The organism is Paenibacillus sp. N3.4, from assembly GCF_008017805.1.
Lineage (GTDB): Bacteria > Bacillota > Bacilli > Paenibacillales > NBRC-103111 > Paenibacillus_E.
Window position 1 is genome coordinate 34505 of sequence record NZ_VRTT01000029.1, and the last position, 18959, is coordinate 53463.

The window sequence follows — 18959 nt, forward strand, 5'->3', positions numbered from 1 at the left end:
GAATAGCCTATACTTAAACCATTATGTAACCGTAATCATTGATGTGGAGATTGAAGAATTGGGCAATGGTATAATGAGATTCTATAACGGTAGCAATAAAGAGGGGTGGAGCATTTGTTTCGCGAAGTGGCATTCAAGCGGCGCAGCATCATTTTTACGTGGCTGTTATCCTATATTGCTATTCTGCTTGTGCCAGTATTGATGAGTATTGTGATCTATACGCAAACGAATCAAACGATTACAGAAGAAATCAATCGGTCGAACAGTCTCATTTTATCCAAAGTACAAATAGATATGGACAATCAGCTGCAGGATATCAAGCGATTGAGCGTTGAAATCGGCTATAATCCGCAAGTGCAGGAACTTTTATCGATCCGCGAGCCTTTGAAACCCGAACAATATTTCTCCATCTATAAAGTGTTTGAAAATTTGAAAGTATTCCAAGCTTCAAGCCGTTCCAATCATTTTTTGGTTTACTTCAGATCGATTGATACAGTAATAACTCCGGATATCAGCAATACGAGTGAAGTGATCTTCAACAATTTATACGCTGGGCACAATGTTTCTTATACGGAATGGATCGAGGGGCTCAATCATTATTACAATGGCGAGTATGTTGTTTTGGGCGATGAACTTGCCTATATTCGGTCGCTGCCTATAGGAAGAAACGGAATAAGTTTGGGCAGCGTCGTCATTTTCCTGGACCAGAATAAATTTTGGGTTCAGGGCGGTGAAAATTATATTCATAGCGGAACCGCTGCGATTTTGGATAAAAACGATCGGATTGTTGCATCTTCGGAGCCTGTGACGGGTCCAATGCCGGTAAGCTATAGTGAGCTTCATGAAAAGAGCGGCGTTGTCACGGCTAAATGGAATGACCAAGATGTGGTTATCTCATACATCAGTTCCGGTGCAACCGATTGGAAGTATATGATTATGATGCCGCAGCATGTGTTCTGGGATAAATCGGAGTATATCAAAAAAGCGACGGCCATCAGTTTGCTCGCGTGTCTGATCGTCGGTGGCGGACTGTCTTATGCCTTTGTTCGTAAAAACTATTCGCCGGTTCGAGCGATGATGGAGCTGTTTAAGGAACAAAAGGAAGCTATAGGTGAAGAGAGAGAGCCGTTAAACGAGTATGACTTTATGCGTCAAGCGATCCGTTCCACTTTAATGGAAAATACGGACATGAGCAGCAGGCTATGGCGGCAAAAAAGCTTCATGCGCGGGCATTTTATCGAGAAATTGCTCAAGGGCAGGGCCAGTGCTATTCCGCTCGAACAATCGCTTGAATCGTACGGAGCCCGCTTTGTTTCGGATGCATTTGCCGTCATGATTTTGAATGTGGAGGAGGATCAGGATATGTCATATCCGCTCATTCGCTTCGCAATTATGAACGTGACGGAAGAATGGGCAGGCCAGATCCATCAAGGGTTTATGACCGAAATCGATGATCTGCTGGTATGCTTGATCAATCTGACAAGTCCGGAGACGGAAGAGTGGAAGCGGGATCTATCCAAGATTGCGACTGAGGTAGAGAGCTTTATGGATATGTACTATCACGTTGCTGTTTCGATCGCCATCAGCAGTCCGCATTATGCATCCATCGGTATTTCCAAGGCTTATGACGAAGCTCTTGAAGCGATGGAATATCAAGACATTTATGGTGTAAAAGGCATCATGCATTACAGCGATATGGATATTCCTCGTACGAAGGAGGAGTACTATTATCCACTTGAGAAAGAGCAAGCGTTGATGAACTATATTAAAACAGGAGATTATGAAAGCGCGGAGAAGATCGTCGATGAGATTTTCAAGGACAACCTAGAGCAGCGGAAACTTCCTCTAAAGATAGCTAAATGTTTGTTTGTCGATTTGGTCAGCACGATGCTGAAGACGATCAATGAGATTGGCAGCATTTACGACAATTCCTTTTTGGAGGAGCTGAGCCCCATTGAGCAATTGTTGAATTGCCACACGGTCAGTGAAATGAAGCAGCAGTTGAAAGACATCTTGCAAAGCTTCTGCAGCTATATCGGGCAGGAGCAGGGCAGCAGACGAACGACTGAAGTTTTGCAGTGCATTATGGAGATGGTTCATAACCAATATAGGGATCTCAATTTGAGCATCGCTTTCATCGCCGAACAAATCGGACTTCATCCTGCTTACGTTTCTAAATTATTCAAAGAACGGAACGGGGTCTCGCTGCTTGATTATATCGGGAAAATCAGAATTGAAAAAGCAAAGGAAATGATGAAGGGACCAAACATCACGATGGAAAACATTGCACTATCGGTAGGTTATTCGAATGTTCGCACGTTTCGGCGGGCCTTTGCTAAATATGAAGGGATCACGCCGGGGAAATACTCAGATTTAATTGAATAAACGTAGATTCGAGCCATGGAAATCATGGCTTTTTGTTGTTTTTGTCCCTTGAAATTCAAAAATGTCCCGTGTATCCGATCTCACGTACATGCAGGCTCTGGAGCTGAATTCAGATTTTGACCTCCTAGTTCATAAACTGTCTCTTTAGGTTTGGCGAGTATGCTTCTATACTTTGGGCTAGGTTGACCACAACACAACCGGAATCAAGTAAACAGAAAAAAGAGGAGGCGCAGCATGAAGAAACGCGCAAAATGGATTCCAACATTAACCGCAGCGGTGATGCTAGCAGGGGTGTCGGCAGGATGTACGCAAGGAGGGGGCGACAGGGGCGCGGCCAGTTCTACGGATAAGCCAAGTTCGACAGCAGCCGGACAAGGACCGGTATATCCGATTCAAGGCGGAATCAAGCTGAAGTACTGGACGCATTTGCCGGCAAACACTTCGGCAATTGCCAAAAATATCGGTGAAACGGAATTTGCCAAAGAGCTGAAAAAACGAACCGGTATTGAGGTCGAATATATTCATCCTGCCTCAGGCAAAGAGGATGAACAGTTGAATCTGATGATTGCTTCCGGCGACTTGCCCGACATTATAGAGTACGACTGGACGAAGTATCCGGGTGGACCGGAAAAAGCGATTTCGGATAAGATTATCGCCAAGCTGAACAATTTGCAGGATCAATATGCGCCTAACTGGTCCAAGTATCTGAAACAACACCCCGATATTGAGAAGATGGTAAAAACGGATGAAGGCAGCTACTATTCATTCCCGTTTATCCGGGGGGATCAGGGATTGCTAGTTTCGGCTGGCCCCGTATTGCGGAAGGATTGGTTGGATGATCTGGGTCTGCAAACGCCGACAACGATCGATGAATGGCATACCGTATTGAAAGCTTTTAAAGATAAGAAAGGGGCGACAGCGCCGTTTAGTCCGTACTGGAATTTTCAAAATAGTGTCCTTTCATGGGGTACGTTTATCGGCGCATACGGAATTACCAAAGGCTTTTTTGTAGACAATGGCAAAGTCACATACGGTCAAATTGAACCTGCCTATAAAGACTTCATAGTGACGATGAATCAATGGTTTAAAGAAAAGCTGCTGGATAACAACTTTGCTACATTGGATACCAAAACCGTAGATGCCAATATACTTGACGGAAAATCGGGCGCGACGGTAGCAAGCGCCGCAAGTGGCGTAGCCAAATGGACGACAACGATGAAAGACAAAGACCCCAAATTCAAGGTGATCGGCGCGCCGTATCCAGTATTGAAGCAAGGGGATAAGCCACAGTTCGGGCAGTATTCACTTCCGTTTGTCGGCTTTGGGTCGGCGATTTCCGCCAATAGCAAGAACAAAGAAGCAGCTGCCAAATTTCTCGATTTCTTGTACAGCGAGGAAGGACAAATGCTGGCAAATTTTGGGGTTGAAGGAAAGAGCTACACCAAGGAGAACGGCAAGCCCAAATTTACAGATGTTATTGTGAACAATCCGAATAAGCTCCCACTTAGCCAAGCGATGGCTAACTATACGCTTTCCCACGACATGGGGCCATTTGTCCAAAGTGCAGACGTGATGCAGACCATGATACCCGTACAGGCTGAGGCGGTCAAAGTATGGGCCAATACCGATGCGGCCAAACATTTCCTGCCTCCCGTGTTTGTCTCTCCCGAGCAAAGAGAAGCAATGGCCAAAATTATGAACGAAGTCACGACTTACGAAAATGAAATGTTGTTGAAATTTATTATGGGAACGGAACCGATTGACAATTTCGATAAATATGTTCAGCAAATGAAAAAGCTAGGCATCGAAAAAGCGATTGACATGCAGCAGGCTGCGTTCGATCGCTATAACAAAAGATAAAAAACAGTGTGCCGGGGAGGCTTGCAAATCTCCCTGGTCTTCGCTTATTAACCTCGAAGAGGGAGTGGCTGACAACATGAATGTATCTTCATCGCGATTGCAAAGGTTGGAGAGGCAGGCCGGACGGGAGCATATAGGGCATAAGCTCCGCAAGGATTGGTTGAAGCATTATTCCTTGTACCTTCTCGTGTCACCCGTGCTGATCTATTACATTATTTTTCATTACGTTCCCATATATGGCGCCATCATCGCTTTTAAGGACTATGTCCCGACAAAAGGGATTTGGGGAAGTCCATGGGTAGGCTTTAAACATTTTCAAGAATTTTTCGATAGTTACTATTTTTGGCGAATATTAAAAAATACGCTTGTTATCAGTCTTACATCGCTCGTTTTCGGCTTCCCTGCACCGATTATTCTCGCATTGCTGATTCATGAGGTAAAGAGCCGTTTGTTTTCTAGGTTTGTGCAAACCGTAACCTATATGCCGCATTTCGTTTCTTTGGTTGTAGTATGCGGTTTAATCATCGATTTTACGATGGACAGCGGCGTTATGAATACGGTTATCGGCTTTTTCGGAGGCGAGAAGGCAACGATGTTGAATAACCCGGGGAATTTCGTCCCCATTTATGTCATATCCGAGATTTGGCAAGAGGTGGGATGGGGATCGATTATTTACTTGGCGGCGATGGGATCGATCGATCCGCAATTGTATGAGGCGGCTACGATTGATGGTGCGAATCGGTGGAAGCAAACGCTTCATGTGACATTACCTGGTATTGCGTCGACGATCATCATTTGCTGATTTTAAAGGTCGGGGGCATCCTTAGCGTAGGATATGAGAAAATCATTTTGCTCTATAACCCGGCGATTTACGAAACATCTGATGTGATTTCTACTTTTGTATACCGCAAGGGTTTGCAGGAATTTGGCTGGAGCTACAGCGCAGCGGTGGGGCTGTTCAATTCCACGATAAATTTTCTTCTGTTGGTGAGTGCAAACTGGATCAGCAAGAGAATGAACAATTCCGGCTTGTGGTAGGAGGGTTTGAACTTGAAGGAAAGCATGGGCAGAAAAGGATTTCATATTTTGAACGGTTTCATCTTAACACTGCTGTCGTTGATGACAGCTTACCCGATCCTCTATGTTTTTCTGGCTTCGTTTAGTAACCCGGCGGACTTTTTGGCACATCGGGGACTGCTGATAAGGCCTCTGGGATTTTCTCTGGACGCGTATCAAATGGTATTGTCCAATCGAATGATTATTCACGGATACGTAAATACAGTCATAGTTGTCACTGCCGGTGTTGCCATCAATTTGCTGATGACTTCGCTTGGGGCCTATTTCCTGTCGCGCAAAGGCGTGTTATGGAGAAATACAATCATGCTGTTGATCGTTTTCACGATGTTCTTTAGCGGCGGTTTGGTCCCTTATTATTTAACAGTGAGAGGTCTCTCTCTGGACAATACGTATTGGGCGCTTATTATTCCGACTGCCGTTAATACGTTCAACCTGATTCTTATGCGTACCTCCTTTCTCGGAATTCCGGATGAGATCGAGGAGTCCGCGAAATTGGACGGAGCTTCCCATTTGACGATTTTGTTCCGCATATTTCTGCCTTTGTCTATGCCTGTAGTAGCCGTCATGATTCTGTATTACGGCGTCGGGCACTGGAATGCCTGGTTCAATGCGATGTTGTTTATCCGGGATCGAGATTTGTACCCGCTGCAGCTCGTCTTGCGGGAGATTCTGGTGCAGAACGACACGAATGCGATGCTGGTAGGCACGGATTCATTCGATAGGGGATTAGCAGCGGAGACGTTAAAATACGCTGTTATTGTGGTGGCTACTTTGCCTGTGCTGGCTCTGTATCCGTTTCTGCAGAAGTATTTCGTTAAAGGCATGATGATTGGCGCATTAAAGGGATAGGTAAACAGGCGAAAAGAGGTATACCATGAACGAAAAGCTGGAGATGGGCAAATCTTTGTCAGATGCAGGAATAACCAATCCCGAACAAGTCATCCGGATCATATCGGAGCGAATGCTCGATACCCGACCCAGACAATCGATTCGGCTGCGGCCCTATATGGAGCAAGCGATTCGGCAGAATTCCCCATTCGGGCCGTATGAGGCCGATTTCACTGCATGCTGGCCTGAGGCCAAGGTGGGTTGGGCGGCATATGCGGCAGCACGCTTCTATGCCAGCCGTGAGCAGGAGGTCATCCTTACGGTAGGTGGAACCCTTAAGTTATGGTTCAACAACGAGCTGCTGCTGAGTACTCTGGATGGCGCGGAATGGAAGGGAGCTCCGAACGGTATCGCGCCGGACGGTTCCTTCATGATACCTGTGTGTATGAGAAAAGGCTGGAATGAGCTGCTTCTGAAAAGTATCCGGGATTACGCGCGATGGGGGTTTCATTTGACAATCGGGTTTCCGAGATATCCGGGGATGTGGGCTAAAGATTATTTGTTCGCTACGCGCCCCACATTTCCGCAGAAAGACTTGCAAGGTGAAGAAGGATTTGCCTATATCGGGCCTTTTGAGCCCGAAAAGGAAGAGGGTAACGAGGGGTTCTTGCTTCCTGGTCCGGAATTTCCTTATTTTCCGGAGACTGACGAACTTCGAATAGACGCTCCGGAAGGAGCTTTGTCATGGCAACCGACCGCTTCTGAACGTAACGTAACGGGCTTCGTTGATTTGAATGAACTTTACGGGGAGGAAGCTGCCTGTGCATATGGACTGACCTATTATGCTGCTGCGAGGACGGGATTGACCGATTTGGCTTTGCGTATTTATCATACAAGTGCAGTCAGGATCTGGATCGACGGCGAAGAGGTATACCGTTCGATGAGCGAAGGATGGAGGGAAATTCCTATTCCTCAAGGAGGGACACGAGGGCAGGTGCTTGTGAAATCCGTTCGCTCAGAGGTCAAGTGGGGGTTTGAGGCCGCAATCATCGATATGTTAACCGATCAACGCGTAGATGAGCTGCCTGATCTGGATACCTGGCGGGGGGACGAAGCTCGATGGCTCTATATTGGCCCCTTTGGCCGTTCAAACTCGGATCCACGGGATTTGTTGGAACATACTTTCCCCGTTGAGCGCGAAGCAAGGTTCGATCGTCCGTATCCGACGGGCGAGCCCGGCAAGTTTACTTTTGGAGGCTTTCTTCTCCCTCTACCTTTGTCAGACCGTATATGGACGGATTTTTTTTCGGACAGTGGTTTTATGCGATCCAGGTAGGTCTGTTCGGGCTGCTTAAAGCTGCGGAAACGATTGGTGAAGCAGCGTTGGTTCAATATGCGACCGACAGCATGTCCGTGATGGCTCAATATCACGACTACGCACTTTGGGATGCGCAGCAATTTGGGGTTCCTTCTTTGATTCCGCGAGCTGGGCAGTTAGAGGAACTGGACCCGTGCGGAGCCGCAGGCATGATGCTGCTTGAATCATACGAACGTACCAAAGAAGCAGCCATGCTCCCTGTTATTCAGCGGTTGGCTGAAGCCGTCATGAACGTTGTGCCGCGAATGGCGGATGGCACCTTTTACCGCAAAGAAACGATGTGGGCCGACGATTTGTTTATGAGCTGTCCATTTCTCGTGCGAATGGGACGATTTACCGGTGATGCCCGATATTACGACGAAGTGATCCGACAGGCGGCAGGATTCCATCATCGCTTGTGGATGCAGGATAAACAGCTGTATGCGCATATTTATTTTCCCCATGAAGGCATTAACAGTGGCGTGCCTTGGGGGCGCGGGAATGGCTGGATGCTCCTGGCATTGACGGAAATTTTGCTGCATCTTGCCTGTGAACATCCGGAGCGGGAGCCTGTACTTGCAAAGTTCAAGGAATTAGCTGAAGGGATCGCTACTTATCAAGCCGACTCCGGATTGTGGCATCAGGTGCTGGATGAACGTGATTCGTATGAGGAAACGTCATGTACGGCGATGTTCATCGTATCGATCGCTAGGGGAATTCGCTATGGGTGGCTGGATTCCGGCTTTCTGGCATGTGTCCATAGAGGCTGGGACGGTTTGTTGAATCGCTGTGTCGATCACGAGGGCAATGTGTACGGGGTATGCCTCGGTTCCGGATGTTCGATGCATGCATCGTATTATTTTGACATTCCGACTTACATCAATGACGACCATGGAACAGGCATCGTTTTACTGGCTGCATCCGAAATGTGTGAATTGGCGAAATGGCAATTGCATGCGCTTACTTGAAAGGGGTGATGATGAGGCATTTTTTGGCGGGTTCAGCAATCAATGAAGCAAGGAGACGACTGCGGGTAAAGCAAATTTAAAAGAAGGGTGAGGTCATTCATGAAACGTCGTAAAACGGAGCTTTTGGTGTTATTGATCTTTCTTCTATTGATTCCTTACAATAGCAATTTGGTCTATGGTTCGATTAACACGGGTACAGCTCAAGAGAGCGAAAAGCCGCTTTTTAAAGTCAAGCAAGTGATTGATGTAGCGCCGGCGTTTGCAGGCAACCCCGTAGGCATTTCATGGTTGACTTACGGTGGTTATCAGTACGTTGCCTTTTACGATCCGGACCGGCAGCTTACCGTTGGCAAAAGAGATCTTGCTTCAACGACGTGGCAATTTTACAAATTGGACGAATATGTGGCTCTCGATGCGCACAACTATGTGACGTTGGCTGTTGACAGTGCGGGATACATACATATGTCAGGGAATATGCATGTGAATCCCCTGAAATATTGGAGAACTGAGATCCCCGGAGATATTACCAGCTTCGTTCGGGTAACTTCCATGGTCGGCACGGAAGAGGGCAACGTGACATATCCGCTGTTTATGAAATTGCCGGATGGGAGATTATTGTTCTCCTATCGAAACGGATCAAGCGGCAACGGCAATCAGTTGATCAACGTATACGATACAACTTCCAAAACGTGGAGCCGGTTTCTGGCTGCCCCGATGTTTGACGGAGAATCATTGAGAAGTGCTTACACTTCGGCCACGAGGCTGGGAGCGGATGGCAAGTTTCATATCGGCTGGGTTTGGAGGGATACCCCCGGTGCAGAAACAAACTCTAAGCTGTCTTATATGGAAAGCGCAGATTTACAAAACTGGACGACCAGTTCGGGGCAACCGCTGCAGCTTCCGATTACTTACTCAACCAGTGAAGTGGTCGACCCGGTCGAATCAAAGTCAGGCATATTAAATAATGTCAAAATGGGATTTGACTCGGCCAATAACCCGATTCTGACTTATATCAAATTCGACGGAGACGGAGACACGCAAATTTACTCCAGTCGTCGGAACACGGTTGGTTGGCAGACGTATCAAATGACCGACTGGATCGGACGTTGGGATTTTAACGGAGGAGGCAGCTTGCCGAATGTCATATCCATGGGCAGTGTGGATTATATGGGTCCTGAAATCGGTTTATGGATGAAATTCAGCAACACTAGCCAGGCGGGCAACGGCAGGCAGTACGCTTATTTGCTGGATGAGGCGACGCTTCAGCCGAAGGCGCAGCCAGTGCTGATCTATCCGGATGAGGTGGGAGCGGTTCAATCCGCTATCCCAGGTATGAAGGTAAATCTGATAGAAGACTACTCCCAATTCCAGTCGAATGGCAAAGTGTTCCTTCTTCGTTGGGAGACGCTGGACGCGGCCAGAGATATTGTCAATCTGAATGATTTGCCCAAAAACCAAAAATTGCAGATTATCGAATTAGAAAAAAATTATAGCGAATTGAAGCTTCCGGTGAATGGAGCGCCTGCTTGCCTGCAATCGGCGGAGCCGTTCGTATGCCCAGGACCTTATGTTCCCGAGAAATCCCGGACATCGTCCGCTTCGTCCTTTTTCCAGAGCGTGAATTTTGATCATTCGCCAGCGTTAAAGCAAATCGAGCCCTTGGTGTTGGCCGGGCAGTATAAAGAAGTCGCTCATCAAATGAGAAACTATTTGAAGAACCGGACACAGCTGGTCTATCGATTTGATCCCATGTCCCATGCGGTTCCTACGAATACGCCCGGTAAAGACTCCGCAGGTGAAGAAATGCTCAAGCATCGCTTTTCATGGAGTGGGTTAACACGAACGGCTTCGTACGACATTAAGACCTGGTGGCCTTATAACGATGAGATGACCGCTTGCTGGAATGCCGATCTCCAGTTCGATACTTGCAAGCCGATCGGCTACGATGATTTGGAGCAAATAAATTCGATTGCCGGTTGGTATAATCACTTAAATGCCTGGACCCATCTAGGTACGTTTGGTCAAGCTTATTTCGCAACGCGAAACCCTGAATATGCGCGTCAATGGGCGCACGATATGATGGATTGGATCTATGATAATCCGGTGCCTGAAGCGTTAAAGGATCAAGGACCGTGGAGTGTATCCGCAACGGGAATTCGACTGTCGGGAGCTCTTATCGATAATATTCACCAATTTTTGGATGCCCCTGAAGTGAACGATGAAGAGTTTGCGGCGCTGTTTCGTCTGCTGCCTCAAGCTGCCGATTTATTGGCCGACTACAATCCAGGTTTAACGGATGGAGCGGCTGTGATCCAGCGGGTGGCGGGGGCACTTCAAGCGGCTGGAACATTGTTTCCGGAGTTCAGTCATGCATCCGTTTGGAAGCAAAAAGCCGATAGCTTGTATCAACTGTCTTTTCCTGCTCCACGGGTCGCTGCGAATGCTTCCCAGTCGCATGTCAATTTTCCTGTATCTCGATTAATGGATGGCAATGTAAAAACATTTTGGTCGACGCCCACAAGCAAAACGAATGCGGGGCAATGGGTCTATCTGGATATGGGGCAGACGCTGGATGTGAAACAAGTGAGACTGGCTCCCCGTAATGAATTCGGCTATGGCTTCCCGGTAGACTTCAGGTTCGAATACAGCCAGGATGCTGTCAACTGGACTGTGGTGCCGGGACAAATCTACAGTAACTATCCTAACCCTGGTAATGATTTGCAAACATTTACTTTTTCGCAAACGGTACCTGCTCGCTATATTCGATTAAACGCGACAACCTTGGGGAAGGACAACAATAATGATTATGTGCTGCAATTGGGAGAGTTTTGGGCGGATTATGTGCTTTTCCCTTCAGACGAAGCCACGAATGTTCCCGTTATATCAGGAGGCACATTGGGGGCAGGAAATGCTTATATCGACATGACTGTCAGCAAGGGCATTTATAGTACGAATGAGGGAACCGGGGCTGTGACGGGGTCTAATCTTGCGCTGATCTTTGCGAACAACGGAGGGGAAGCGACCCAAGCTGCTATCGCCTCGGTGAAAAAAAGTGATGGGGCATCTCCGGAAACTGCAAGCGCTTTGACCGGTGGTGAAACGACGATTCGCGTCTTCCTGACGATAACGGGAGTGCCTAGTGGCGTGGAGACGATTGAAATCAAGCCCGCGAATGGGGCATCGCTTTACGATCAGGCAGGGAAAGCCATTTCCGCAGCTCAAACCACAGGAGCGCTGACGCTTTTCGACTTGCTTCCTCCGAAGTTAACGGAGCCGTTAGGAACAGCGATACCCAGTTGACGGTTGCCCTAAGCGAACAAGCAGTGAACTTGAGCAAGGCGAATGATGGCGGCTTTGCGGTGAGTGAAGTAGGGAACGGGAATGTACAATACGCCATAATCTCAATTGCCCAGGGGGCGGATGCCCGGCATGTGGTATTGACGGTAGCGAATATGGGAGCGTCAGCTTTAAAAGGCGTGACAGCGACTTATACCGCCGGCGGCAACGGCACGATACAGGATCGCGCCGGCAACCCGCTGGCTACGGATACGGTTGGCGTCACGGTGGCAGCATGGGAGACGCCTGGACAATTGCACCCAGCTCCGCGTGTAAGCGCCGGAGCATCGCAATCGCACCCTACGTTTCCAGTGGCCCGGATTATGGACGGCAATGTCAAAACGTTCTGGTCTACGCCGACCAGCAAAACAAGTGTCGTCCAGTCGGTCTATTTGGATATGGGGCAGTCCTTCAACGTGAAGCAAGTGAGACTGGCTCCACGATATGATTACGGCTATGGCTTCCCTGTAGATTTCCAGATCGAAGCTAGTACAGATGCGTTGAATTGGACGGTCGTGCCGGGACAGACCTACACCCAATTCCCTAATCCGGGAAATGTGCTCCAGACGTTTTCCTTTTCGCAGCCAGTAGAAGCTCGCTATATACGGATATACGCTTCCAAATTGGGAGTGGACAACAATAATGATTATGTGTTTCAGTTGGGAGAGATGTGGACGGATTATGTCTTGTCTCCGTAACTGAAATAAAGGATGGTTGGTTAGAGGGAACAGTCGCGATGGGACTGTTCCCTTTGGGTTTCTGGCCGGGATCACGATGAGAGCCGAGGTATTTTAGGAAAAAGATAGGTAATTTAGACTAGAATTCTGCTACAATCTCATTAATAGCTTTTAAGTGAAGAGATTAGATGGGGTGCGGTCATGAGCAATGTCATTAGTCGTAAATTTCCTCTCCATAAATGGGTAGAGGACAAGGAAGAATACGTGAAAATTCTTCTGTTATTTGGTTATTTATTTTGTGTGGTGTCTGCTTCAACCATTGGTAGGACTGCCGCAGATACGCTTTTTTTGAGCCGTTTTGATAATTCCTATCTCTCCCTGATGTACTTGCCCCAAGCCATTGTTATGATTTTGGCAGGCTTGCTATTTCAGCGATATTCACCTAAAGTTCGTCTGGAGTCTCTCATTAAATGGTTGATACCGCTCATCTCGGTGCTGGTTCTCGCCTCCAGATTTGGTGTGGGACTTGAGCTACGTTGGGTATTTCCGGTTATATACATTGGTTATGACGTGTTTAACTTTCTTATGATCGTTTGTTTTTGGCAGTTTGCAACATCGGTAATGGATCAAAGAAAAGCGAAAAAAATGATTGGTATCGTCGGAAGCGGGGGCATCACCGGCGGAATTTTAAGCGGCTTTGGGCTTAAGGCACTCGTTCCGCTTATAGGTACAGCAAATCTAATATACGCTTACGCTGGTTTACAATTATTAGCTATGGCAGCTGTCTACCTCATCTTGCTCCGCACCAAAGAATCCGTTGAGGCCAAAAGGGTACAGCCTAAGTCTACTTCGACGAAAAATGCTGTGCAGCGAAAAACGGGGTTATTTGCGAACGTGCCCCATTTGAAATATGTGGCGATTTTAGCCGCGGCGCTCGTGTTGTCATTAACCTTAATTGACTATCAATTCAAGGTCATTTTAAGAGGAACCTTACAGAATGAAGCACTGGCTGGATTTATGGGCAGCTTTTATGGATTTTCAGGACTTATTGCTTTATTCGTTCAGTTGTTCATTTCGGGTCGCATACTGACGCGTTTTGGCGTCATGACGGCACTGCTTGTGTTTCCCATCACACTAATTGCTGGCAGCTTTGGCATTCTGCTGCTCCCTGTATTGGCTATGGCAGTTGTTGTTAAAGGCAGTGATAAAGTAGTAGGTGATACCTTATACTCCTCGGTGAGCCAACTTGTGATGTTCCCTGTCTCTCCCGAATGGCGCGGCAAAGCGAAGAGCTTCTTGGATGGCGTTGTGCGGAATGGGGCCAAGGGTCTCGCAGCCGTTACATTGCTGATCGTATCAAGGCTGCTGGCTCCTGAACAGCTAAGTTATATTGTGCTAGTGTTGCTTGGCGTCGGGATTTTCGCGGGTGTGAAGGTCAAGAAAGCCTATCTGCATACACTTTTATCCAACTTAAAAACAGAAGGTGACGATTTTCAGCAAACTGAGCTCCATCTTATGGACCCTGCCAGTCGCCAAATTTTGGTAGATGCGTTATCTAGCTCAGACAAACAGCAAGCTTTGTATGCTTTCGGTATTTTACGCGAGATTGATACCTTCGACTTCACGCCTCACTTAGATGCTTTGCTGCATCACCCTAATCCGGAAGTGGCCGTAGCGGCGTTGTCCTATGTGGAGCAGAAGGTGCCGGATGGATTTGAAATCGCTTTACAAGAGTTGATAGCCAGTGCGAGTGAACAGGTAAGGGCCAAAGCGTTGGTAGCGCTGGCTGCTTATGCCAAAGAAGAATATTTGGAGGAAATCACGGTACATTTGGAAGCTTCATCGGTGGGGATTCAAGCAGCGGCTGTTGCCGGTTTAGTGAAATATTATAGTATAGAGGGCATGTTTAGGGCAGTTGGAAAGCTGAAAGAGTGGATGGAAAGCGGATATGAAGAAGAACGGATAGCCATGGCTGCCTTATTCGGGCAAATTGGGGTCAAAAATTTCTATAAGCCACTCCTTTCCTTATTGCGTGACAGCAGTCCTCAAGTAAGGATACGTGCTTTGGAATCGGCAGCGATACTGCACGTACCTCCCTTAATTGTACCGATTGTTAAATTATTAAAAGATAGTCAAACCCGGAGCTATGCCATTCAAGCACTTGCCGCTTTTGATGAACAGGATCTTTTGCCGCAGCTCGGGCCCGGCTTAACGGATAAAGAGATTCAGCTATACCTACCAGCAGTATTTGAACGAATAGGCACGCAGAAGGCTTTTGACATGCTGTTCGCATACTACGAAGAAGCTTCATATGATATGCGTGGTCGAATATTGGAAGCAATGCTTCGCATGCAGAAACAATTGCCTCCTGTGGAGAGCAAGAAAGTGGAGTCGCTTATTTTACATGAAATTCAGCTGCATGCCCAGTTCGGAGAACATAGCGCTTGTATAGCTGGGGTAGAAGGTTACTCCGATATTGAGGAAATGATTACGGATATTAGAGCCGCTATCTGTCAACGCGTATTTCAATTATTATCCCTTCTGTATGACGAAAAAACGATGCAGGCGGTTTATAAAGACTGGTCGGAGGGAGACTCCAGGCAGCAGGCTAATGCGGAAGAAGTGATCGATCAAACGCTGCAGGGAAGTCTTAGAACGGCATTAACTCCTTTCATGTCAGGTTCTCAAAAAATGAATAGAGTGAGTACCACAGAAGAACAATTAACGGAACATATGAAATGGCTGTCAGCACAAGGTGACGAATGGCTTCGTGAAACAATTACGTACCAAAGGCAGAGGATTGCCGGGACCATGCCCAATGCAGAATTGTCTGCTCAAATAGAGCGCGTACAATTGCTCCGCAATGTTTCTCTCTTTCAGGGATTGACGCGTAAAGATTTATCGATAATTGCTTTGAAGCTGCATCAGGTAAATAGAGACAAAGGGAGCATCATTATTCAAGAAGGGGATCAGGGCGATTCGCTAATGATCATCGACGAAGGACAGGCTGGCATTTATCGAAATGATCAGCTGCTGGTCGAGCTGAAGAGGGGGGATTGCTTTGGTGAGATGGCCATTCTGACGCAAGGACTTCGGACAGCTACGATACGCGCAGAAACGGATATTCGTTTATGGCAGCTGGATTCAAGCGATTTCTATGAAATGATGTTCGATCAGACAAGTATCGCGATAGAAATGATGAAGCTGCTTTCGCGCAGGCTTCGATCAGAATTAGCCCGCAGCAACGAAACCGTGAATGCCAATGCGCTGCCTGATCAGGCTTTCAGTGTAGTTCATAATGGATTATCTGCTTTTAAGAGTGAGGTTGACTTAACGAAGGAAGATGTTATTTTACGACGTATATTAGTCCTGCAAAAAATTGATTTGTTCGCGCATTTGGCTCCGAATGATTTCTTATGGCTTGCTCATAAGGTAGAGGAGGTCGCCTTTGACCAGGACGAAGCGATCTTTCGAACAGGCGATTATGGAGATACCATGTACGGCATTATTGAAGGAAGCATCCGAGTACATAGAGGCGTGGAAGAATACGCTGTTCTTCAAGAAGGAGAATTTTTCGGGGAAATCGCGATTATTGACAGCGGACCTCGTTCTGCGGATTGTACGGCGAGGAAGAGGACCGTCTTGCTGGAGCTTCATAGGGATCAGGTTTTCAGCTTTTGCTTCCAAAATATGAACGTGCTGAAAAGTATGATGCGCGTCATCGCAGAGCGGCTTAAGAATATGCTTTAACAAGAAAGAGCACCTTAGCGGGTGCTCTTTTGTCAAAAGATAAGAATTTAGATGTTTTGGGTTTTCGGTTAAGCGAGCGACATTTACTATAGATTCTTCTAGGGATGCCTACTCTAAGCAAACAACAGAAAGTAATCGTATGCAAAACATAAAGAGGAAAATTGATAATTTCAACATTTGCCGGGAACTCCTTACGAACCCAGCAAACCTTATTTGATCAAAATACAAAGAATTATCGTTTTAACGCACTCCAGACGTGTTATTCCAAGTAAAAGCGCCTCACTTCACGCATTATTGACTCCATAACGTCGCTTCAGTTCGTTAGAGGAATGGACAAGCTAATTTCTCCTCGATAAGCATCCTACGGTTCGTTAGCGTAGAGAGCTACAGTCAAGGACATGAGAAAGAAGATAAAAACTTATGTGCCGAAGGGCTTATTCTCGCAGCCAAGCATTGGTGAGTGTAATGGCACCACGGGCAGCGGCCGTATCAGCTAGGGCATTCAGCATACGGCGGCATGAGCGCCCACCGCTAGCTCCAGAATCAGCCGGTCATGCGTATGTGCGTTGCCGAAAACCCATCCCGCACCGTGAATTTAAACGATGACTGGAAGGATCTCCGGCGCATCTTTCGGACGTAAAATGCGTATGGAAACATGGCCGCTAGGGCCGCCTTCGATCATCAAATCCTCGATATCGACGGGTTCTTTGTGGACAGGCTCTGATTGTACCTTATCTACGGTCTCGAGTCCCTTGTCAGGACCCAGATCGAATAGATAAGGGGGATTGGCATTATCATCGGCAAACTTCTGTGCGGCAGCTTCAAGTTGAACCCTGTTAGACATAAATAGTTCCTCCTTTGTCATACAGCTAGTCTGTGCAGCGAGTTAAGTAAAAATAAGCTTACTAGTACTTACACTTCGGTGTAGGAATTCAAACCCAATAGCCGAAGATACGCATTGGGCCGCAATTGGATTCTTGATTGCTGTAAAAGCAACGACAAAGCCCCCGATCCCACCATAAATGGAATTGGAGGCTTTGATTCGAATTTGCCCCGATCTACTTTCAATCATGCATAAAAATCCCAAAACAACTGGATAATAAAAGAAACTATATGGATGAGCGTGGTGAAGATCGATGCAATTCTCTAGCTGGTTCGGAAGGAAGAAGTATCATTCGGTCGAACAGCACAAGAAGTACAAACCGTCTTACAATCAGCAGTCCAACGATCCTATAAGTAAGGATTTACAGGAAAATATTAACGAAATACACAACCTTTTCACTCAAACCCCAGACCTCATTGTAAGGCAGTTTACAATCAAGCAGACAGGTCATCAAGCTGCGCTAATTTATTTAAACGGGCTAACAGATAAAAATGCAATTAATAACTACGTTCTGCGTCCGCTCCAGTTTGAAACAGGAAGTGCCGAAGGAATCGGTGGGCTTGCGTTAACGGTCGGCCAAATTAACTTACTGCATACATGGCGGCAAATCGAGTCTGTTATTTTTCAAGGCAGCAGCGTTCTGTTAGTCGATGGACGGGATGAAGCTTACGCCCTTGGTACGCAAGGTTGGCCGCAGAGGGCGATTGAAGACCCACAGCTCGAAACCTCTTTGAAAGGAGCGCACCAGGGTTTTGTTGAAACCAGCAGTCAGAATATTGCTTTAATCCGCCGTTATATTCCCAACCGAGAACTAAAAATAAAGGAGCTGCTGGTTGGACGAAGAGGACAGTCTGTCTTATCTATTCTATATCTAGCGGATGTGGCGCATCCGGAAGTGCTGCAAGAGTTGGTAGACCGGATTCAGCAATTAGATGTCGATATCATCATGAACACAGGTGAGTTGGCGGAGTATATAGAGGACAACCCGTACTCTCCATTCCCGCAATTTATTTTGACGGAACGTCCGGACGCAGCCGCTTCGCAAATATTGCAGGGAAGATTCGTGGTTGTCGTTGAATGTTCACCAAGTGTGCTGATTGCGCCGGTGACCTTTGCCTCGTTTTTTCAAAACATCGATGATTACAGCACCCGTTGGTCGATTGCTACCTTTATGAGGTTGTTAAGGTATTTCGCGTTTTTCGTTGCCATTTTTTTGCCGGCATTTTATATAGCAGTCCTATCCTATCACTTTGAAATCATCCCTATTAAATTGCTGCTCACCATTGGGGAATTCCGAGGGCGTGTGCCGTTCCCGCCATTCGTGGAAGCTGTCATTATGGAGATAACGCTTGAAATGATGCGTGAGGCAGGAGTGCGGCTCCCTGCTCCGGTCGGGCAGACCGTAGGCATTGTTGGGGGGATTGTCATTGGACAAGCAATCGTACAGGCAGGACTCATTAATAATATTATGGTGATCGTTGTCGCTTTTACAGCTATTGCGTCTTTTATCCTGCCTAATTATGACATGGTCGCCGCCGTCCGGCTTATCCGTTTCGCCATGATGCTTGCTGCTTCGATGTTCGGTTTTGTCGGCATTATCGTCGGTATGATGACGATGGTCGGACATCTCGTAGCGCTTGAATCGCTTGGAACGCCTTACAGTTCCCCCTTCGCTCCTGTACGATTTGCTGATTGGAAAGATACTTTCGTCCGTTTGCCGTTATGGAAAATGGTGAATCGACCTTTAAGTGCAAGACCCGTTCAATTAGAAAGGAAAGGTCCAAATCGTCCTAAAGGTGATGAAAGTTGAAACGTCGGGTGTAAGCGGAGGACGATCC

At 47.1% G+C, this 18959-nt stretch carries 10 protein-coding genes and 2 pseudogenes; 10 read left to right on the plus strand and 2 right to left on the minus strand.

Annotated elements, in window-relative coordinates; all coding sequences use genetic code 11:
- Positions 1-114: 114 nt before the first annotated feature.
- From FU659_RS16265 to FU659_RS16305, 9 genes and pseudogenes are all read left to right on the plus strand, one after another.
- Complete coding sequence (locus tag FU659_RS16265) at positions 115-2385, plus strand: helix-turn-helix domain-containing protein (protein WP_147948549.1); 2271 nt, start codon at positions 115-117, stop codon at positions 2383-2385.
- A gap of 234 nt (positions 2386-2619) precedes the next feature.
- Complete coding sequence (locus FU659_RS16270; protein WP_147948550.1) at positions 2620-4245, plus strand: extracellular solute-binding protein; 1626 nt, start codon at positions 2620-2622, stop codon at positions 4243-4245.
- A gap of 76 nt (positions 4246-4321) precedes the next feature.
- A pseudogene (locus tag FU659_RS16275) lies at positions 4322-5283 on the plus strand (ABC transporter permease).
- A gap of 24 nt (positions 5284-5307) precedes the next feature.
- Positions 5308-6171: a carbohydrate ABC transporter permease gene (locus FU659_RS16280; RefSeq protein ID WP_147948580.1), complete on the plus strand. Its 864-nt coding sequence runs from the start codon at positions 5308-5310 to the stop codon at positions 6169-6171.
- Positions 6172-6196: 25 nt separating this feature from the next.
- Positions 6197-7486, plus strand: coding sequence for a hypothetical protein (locus FU659_RS16285; RefSeq protein ID WP_147948551.1), 1290 nt, complete (start codon positions 6197-6199; stop codon positions 7484-7486).
- Positions 7441-8475: a glycoside hydrolase family 88/105 protein gene (locus FU659_RS16290; RefSeq protein WP_147948552.1), complete on the plus strand. Its 1035-nt coding sequence runs from the start codon at positions 7441-7443 to the stop codon at positions 8473-8475. Before FU659_RS16285 ends, FU659_RS16290 begins: the two co-directional genes overlap by 46 nt.
- A 99-nt stretch (positions 8476-8574) precedes the next feature.
- The gene (locus FU659_RS16295; RefSeq protein ID WP_147948553.1) at positions 8575-11775 is read left to right on the plus strand and encodes a BNR-4 repeat-containing protein; all 3201 of its coding nucleotides are present in this window, start codon (positions 8575-8577) and stop codon (positions 11773-11775) included.
- Entirely contained in the window at positions 11772-12509 is a 738-nt protein-coding gene (locus FU659_RS16300; RefSeq protein ID WP_147948554.1) for a discoidin domain-containing protein, read from the plus strand. Before FU659_RS16295 ends, FU659_RS16300 begins: the two co-directional genes overlap by 4 nt.
- A 180-nt stretch (positions 12510-12689) precedes the next feature.
- Positions 12690-16238, plus strand: coding sequence for an Npt1/Npt2 family nucleotide transporter (locus FU659_RS16305; RefSeq protein WP_147948555.1), 3549 nt, complete (start codon positions 12690-12692; stop codon positions 16236-16238).
- 508 nt (positions 16239-16746) lie between these two features.
- Here the strand turns inward: FU659_RS16305 and FU659_RS16310 are convergent.
- Positions 16747-17082, minus strand: a pseudogene (locus FU659_RS16310) (alpha/beta hydrolase); the annotation flags it as partial.
- 42 nt (positions 17083-17124) lie between these two features.
- Positions 17125-17310, minus strand: coding sequence for a hypothetical protein (locus tag FU659_RS16315; RefSeq protein ID WP_147948556.1), 186 nt, complete (start codon positions 17308-17310; stop codon positions 17125-17127).
- A 64-nt stretch (positions 17311-17374) separates the two neighbouring features.
- On the opposite strand from FU659_RS16315, the gene FU659_RS16320 reads away from it, so the two are divergent.
- On the plus strand, positions 17375-18931 hold the full coding sequence (locus tag FU659_RS16320) for a spore germination protein (RefSeq protein WP_147948557.1): 1557 nt from the start codon (positions 17375-17377) through the stop codon (positions 18929-18931).
- Positions 18932-18959 lie beyond the last annotated feature (28 nt).

Coding starts and splice junctions, on each gene's coding strand:
- FU659_RS16270 (WP_147948550.1), top strand. CDS start 2,620: ATGAAGAAACGCGCAAAATGGATTCCAACATTAACCGCAGCGGTGATG.
- FU659_RS16280 (WP_147948580.1), top strand. CDS start 5,308: ATGGGCAGAAAAGGATTTCATATTTTGAACGGTTTCATCTTAACACTG.
- FU659_RS16285 (WP_147948551.1), top strand. CDS start 6,197: ATGAACGAAAAGCTGGAGATGGGCAAATCTTTGTCAGATGCAGGAATA.
- FU659_RS16290 (WP_147948552.1), top strand. CDS start 7,441: ATGGACGGATTTTTTTTCGGACAGTGGTTTTATGCGATCCAGGTAGGT.
- FU659_RS16295 (WP_147948553.1), top strand. CDS start 8,575: ATGAAACGTCGTAAAACGGAGCTTTTGGTGTTATTGATCTTTCTTCTA.
- FU659_RS16305 (WP_147948555.1), top strand. CDS start 12,690: ATGAGCAATGTCATTAGTCGTAAATTTCCTCTCCATAAATGGGTAGAG.
- FU659_RS16315 (WP_147948556.1), bottom strand. CDS start 17,310: ATGATTGAAAGTAGATCGGGGCAAATTCGAATCAAAGCCTCCAATTCC.
- FU659_RS16320 (WP_147948557.1), top strand. CDS start 17,375: ATGCAATTCTCTAGCTGGTTCGGAAGGAAGAAGTATCATTCGGTCGAA.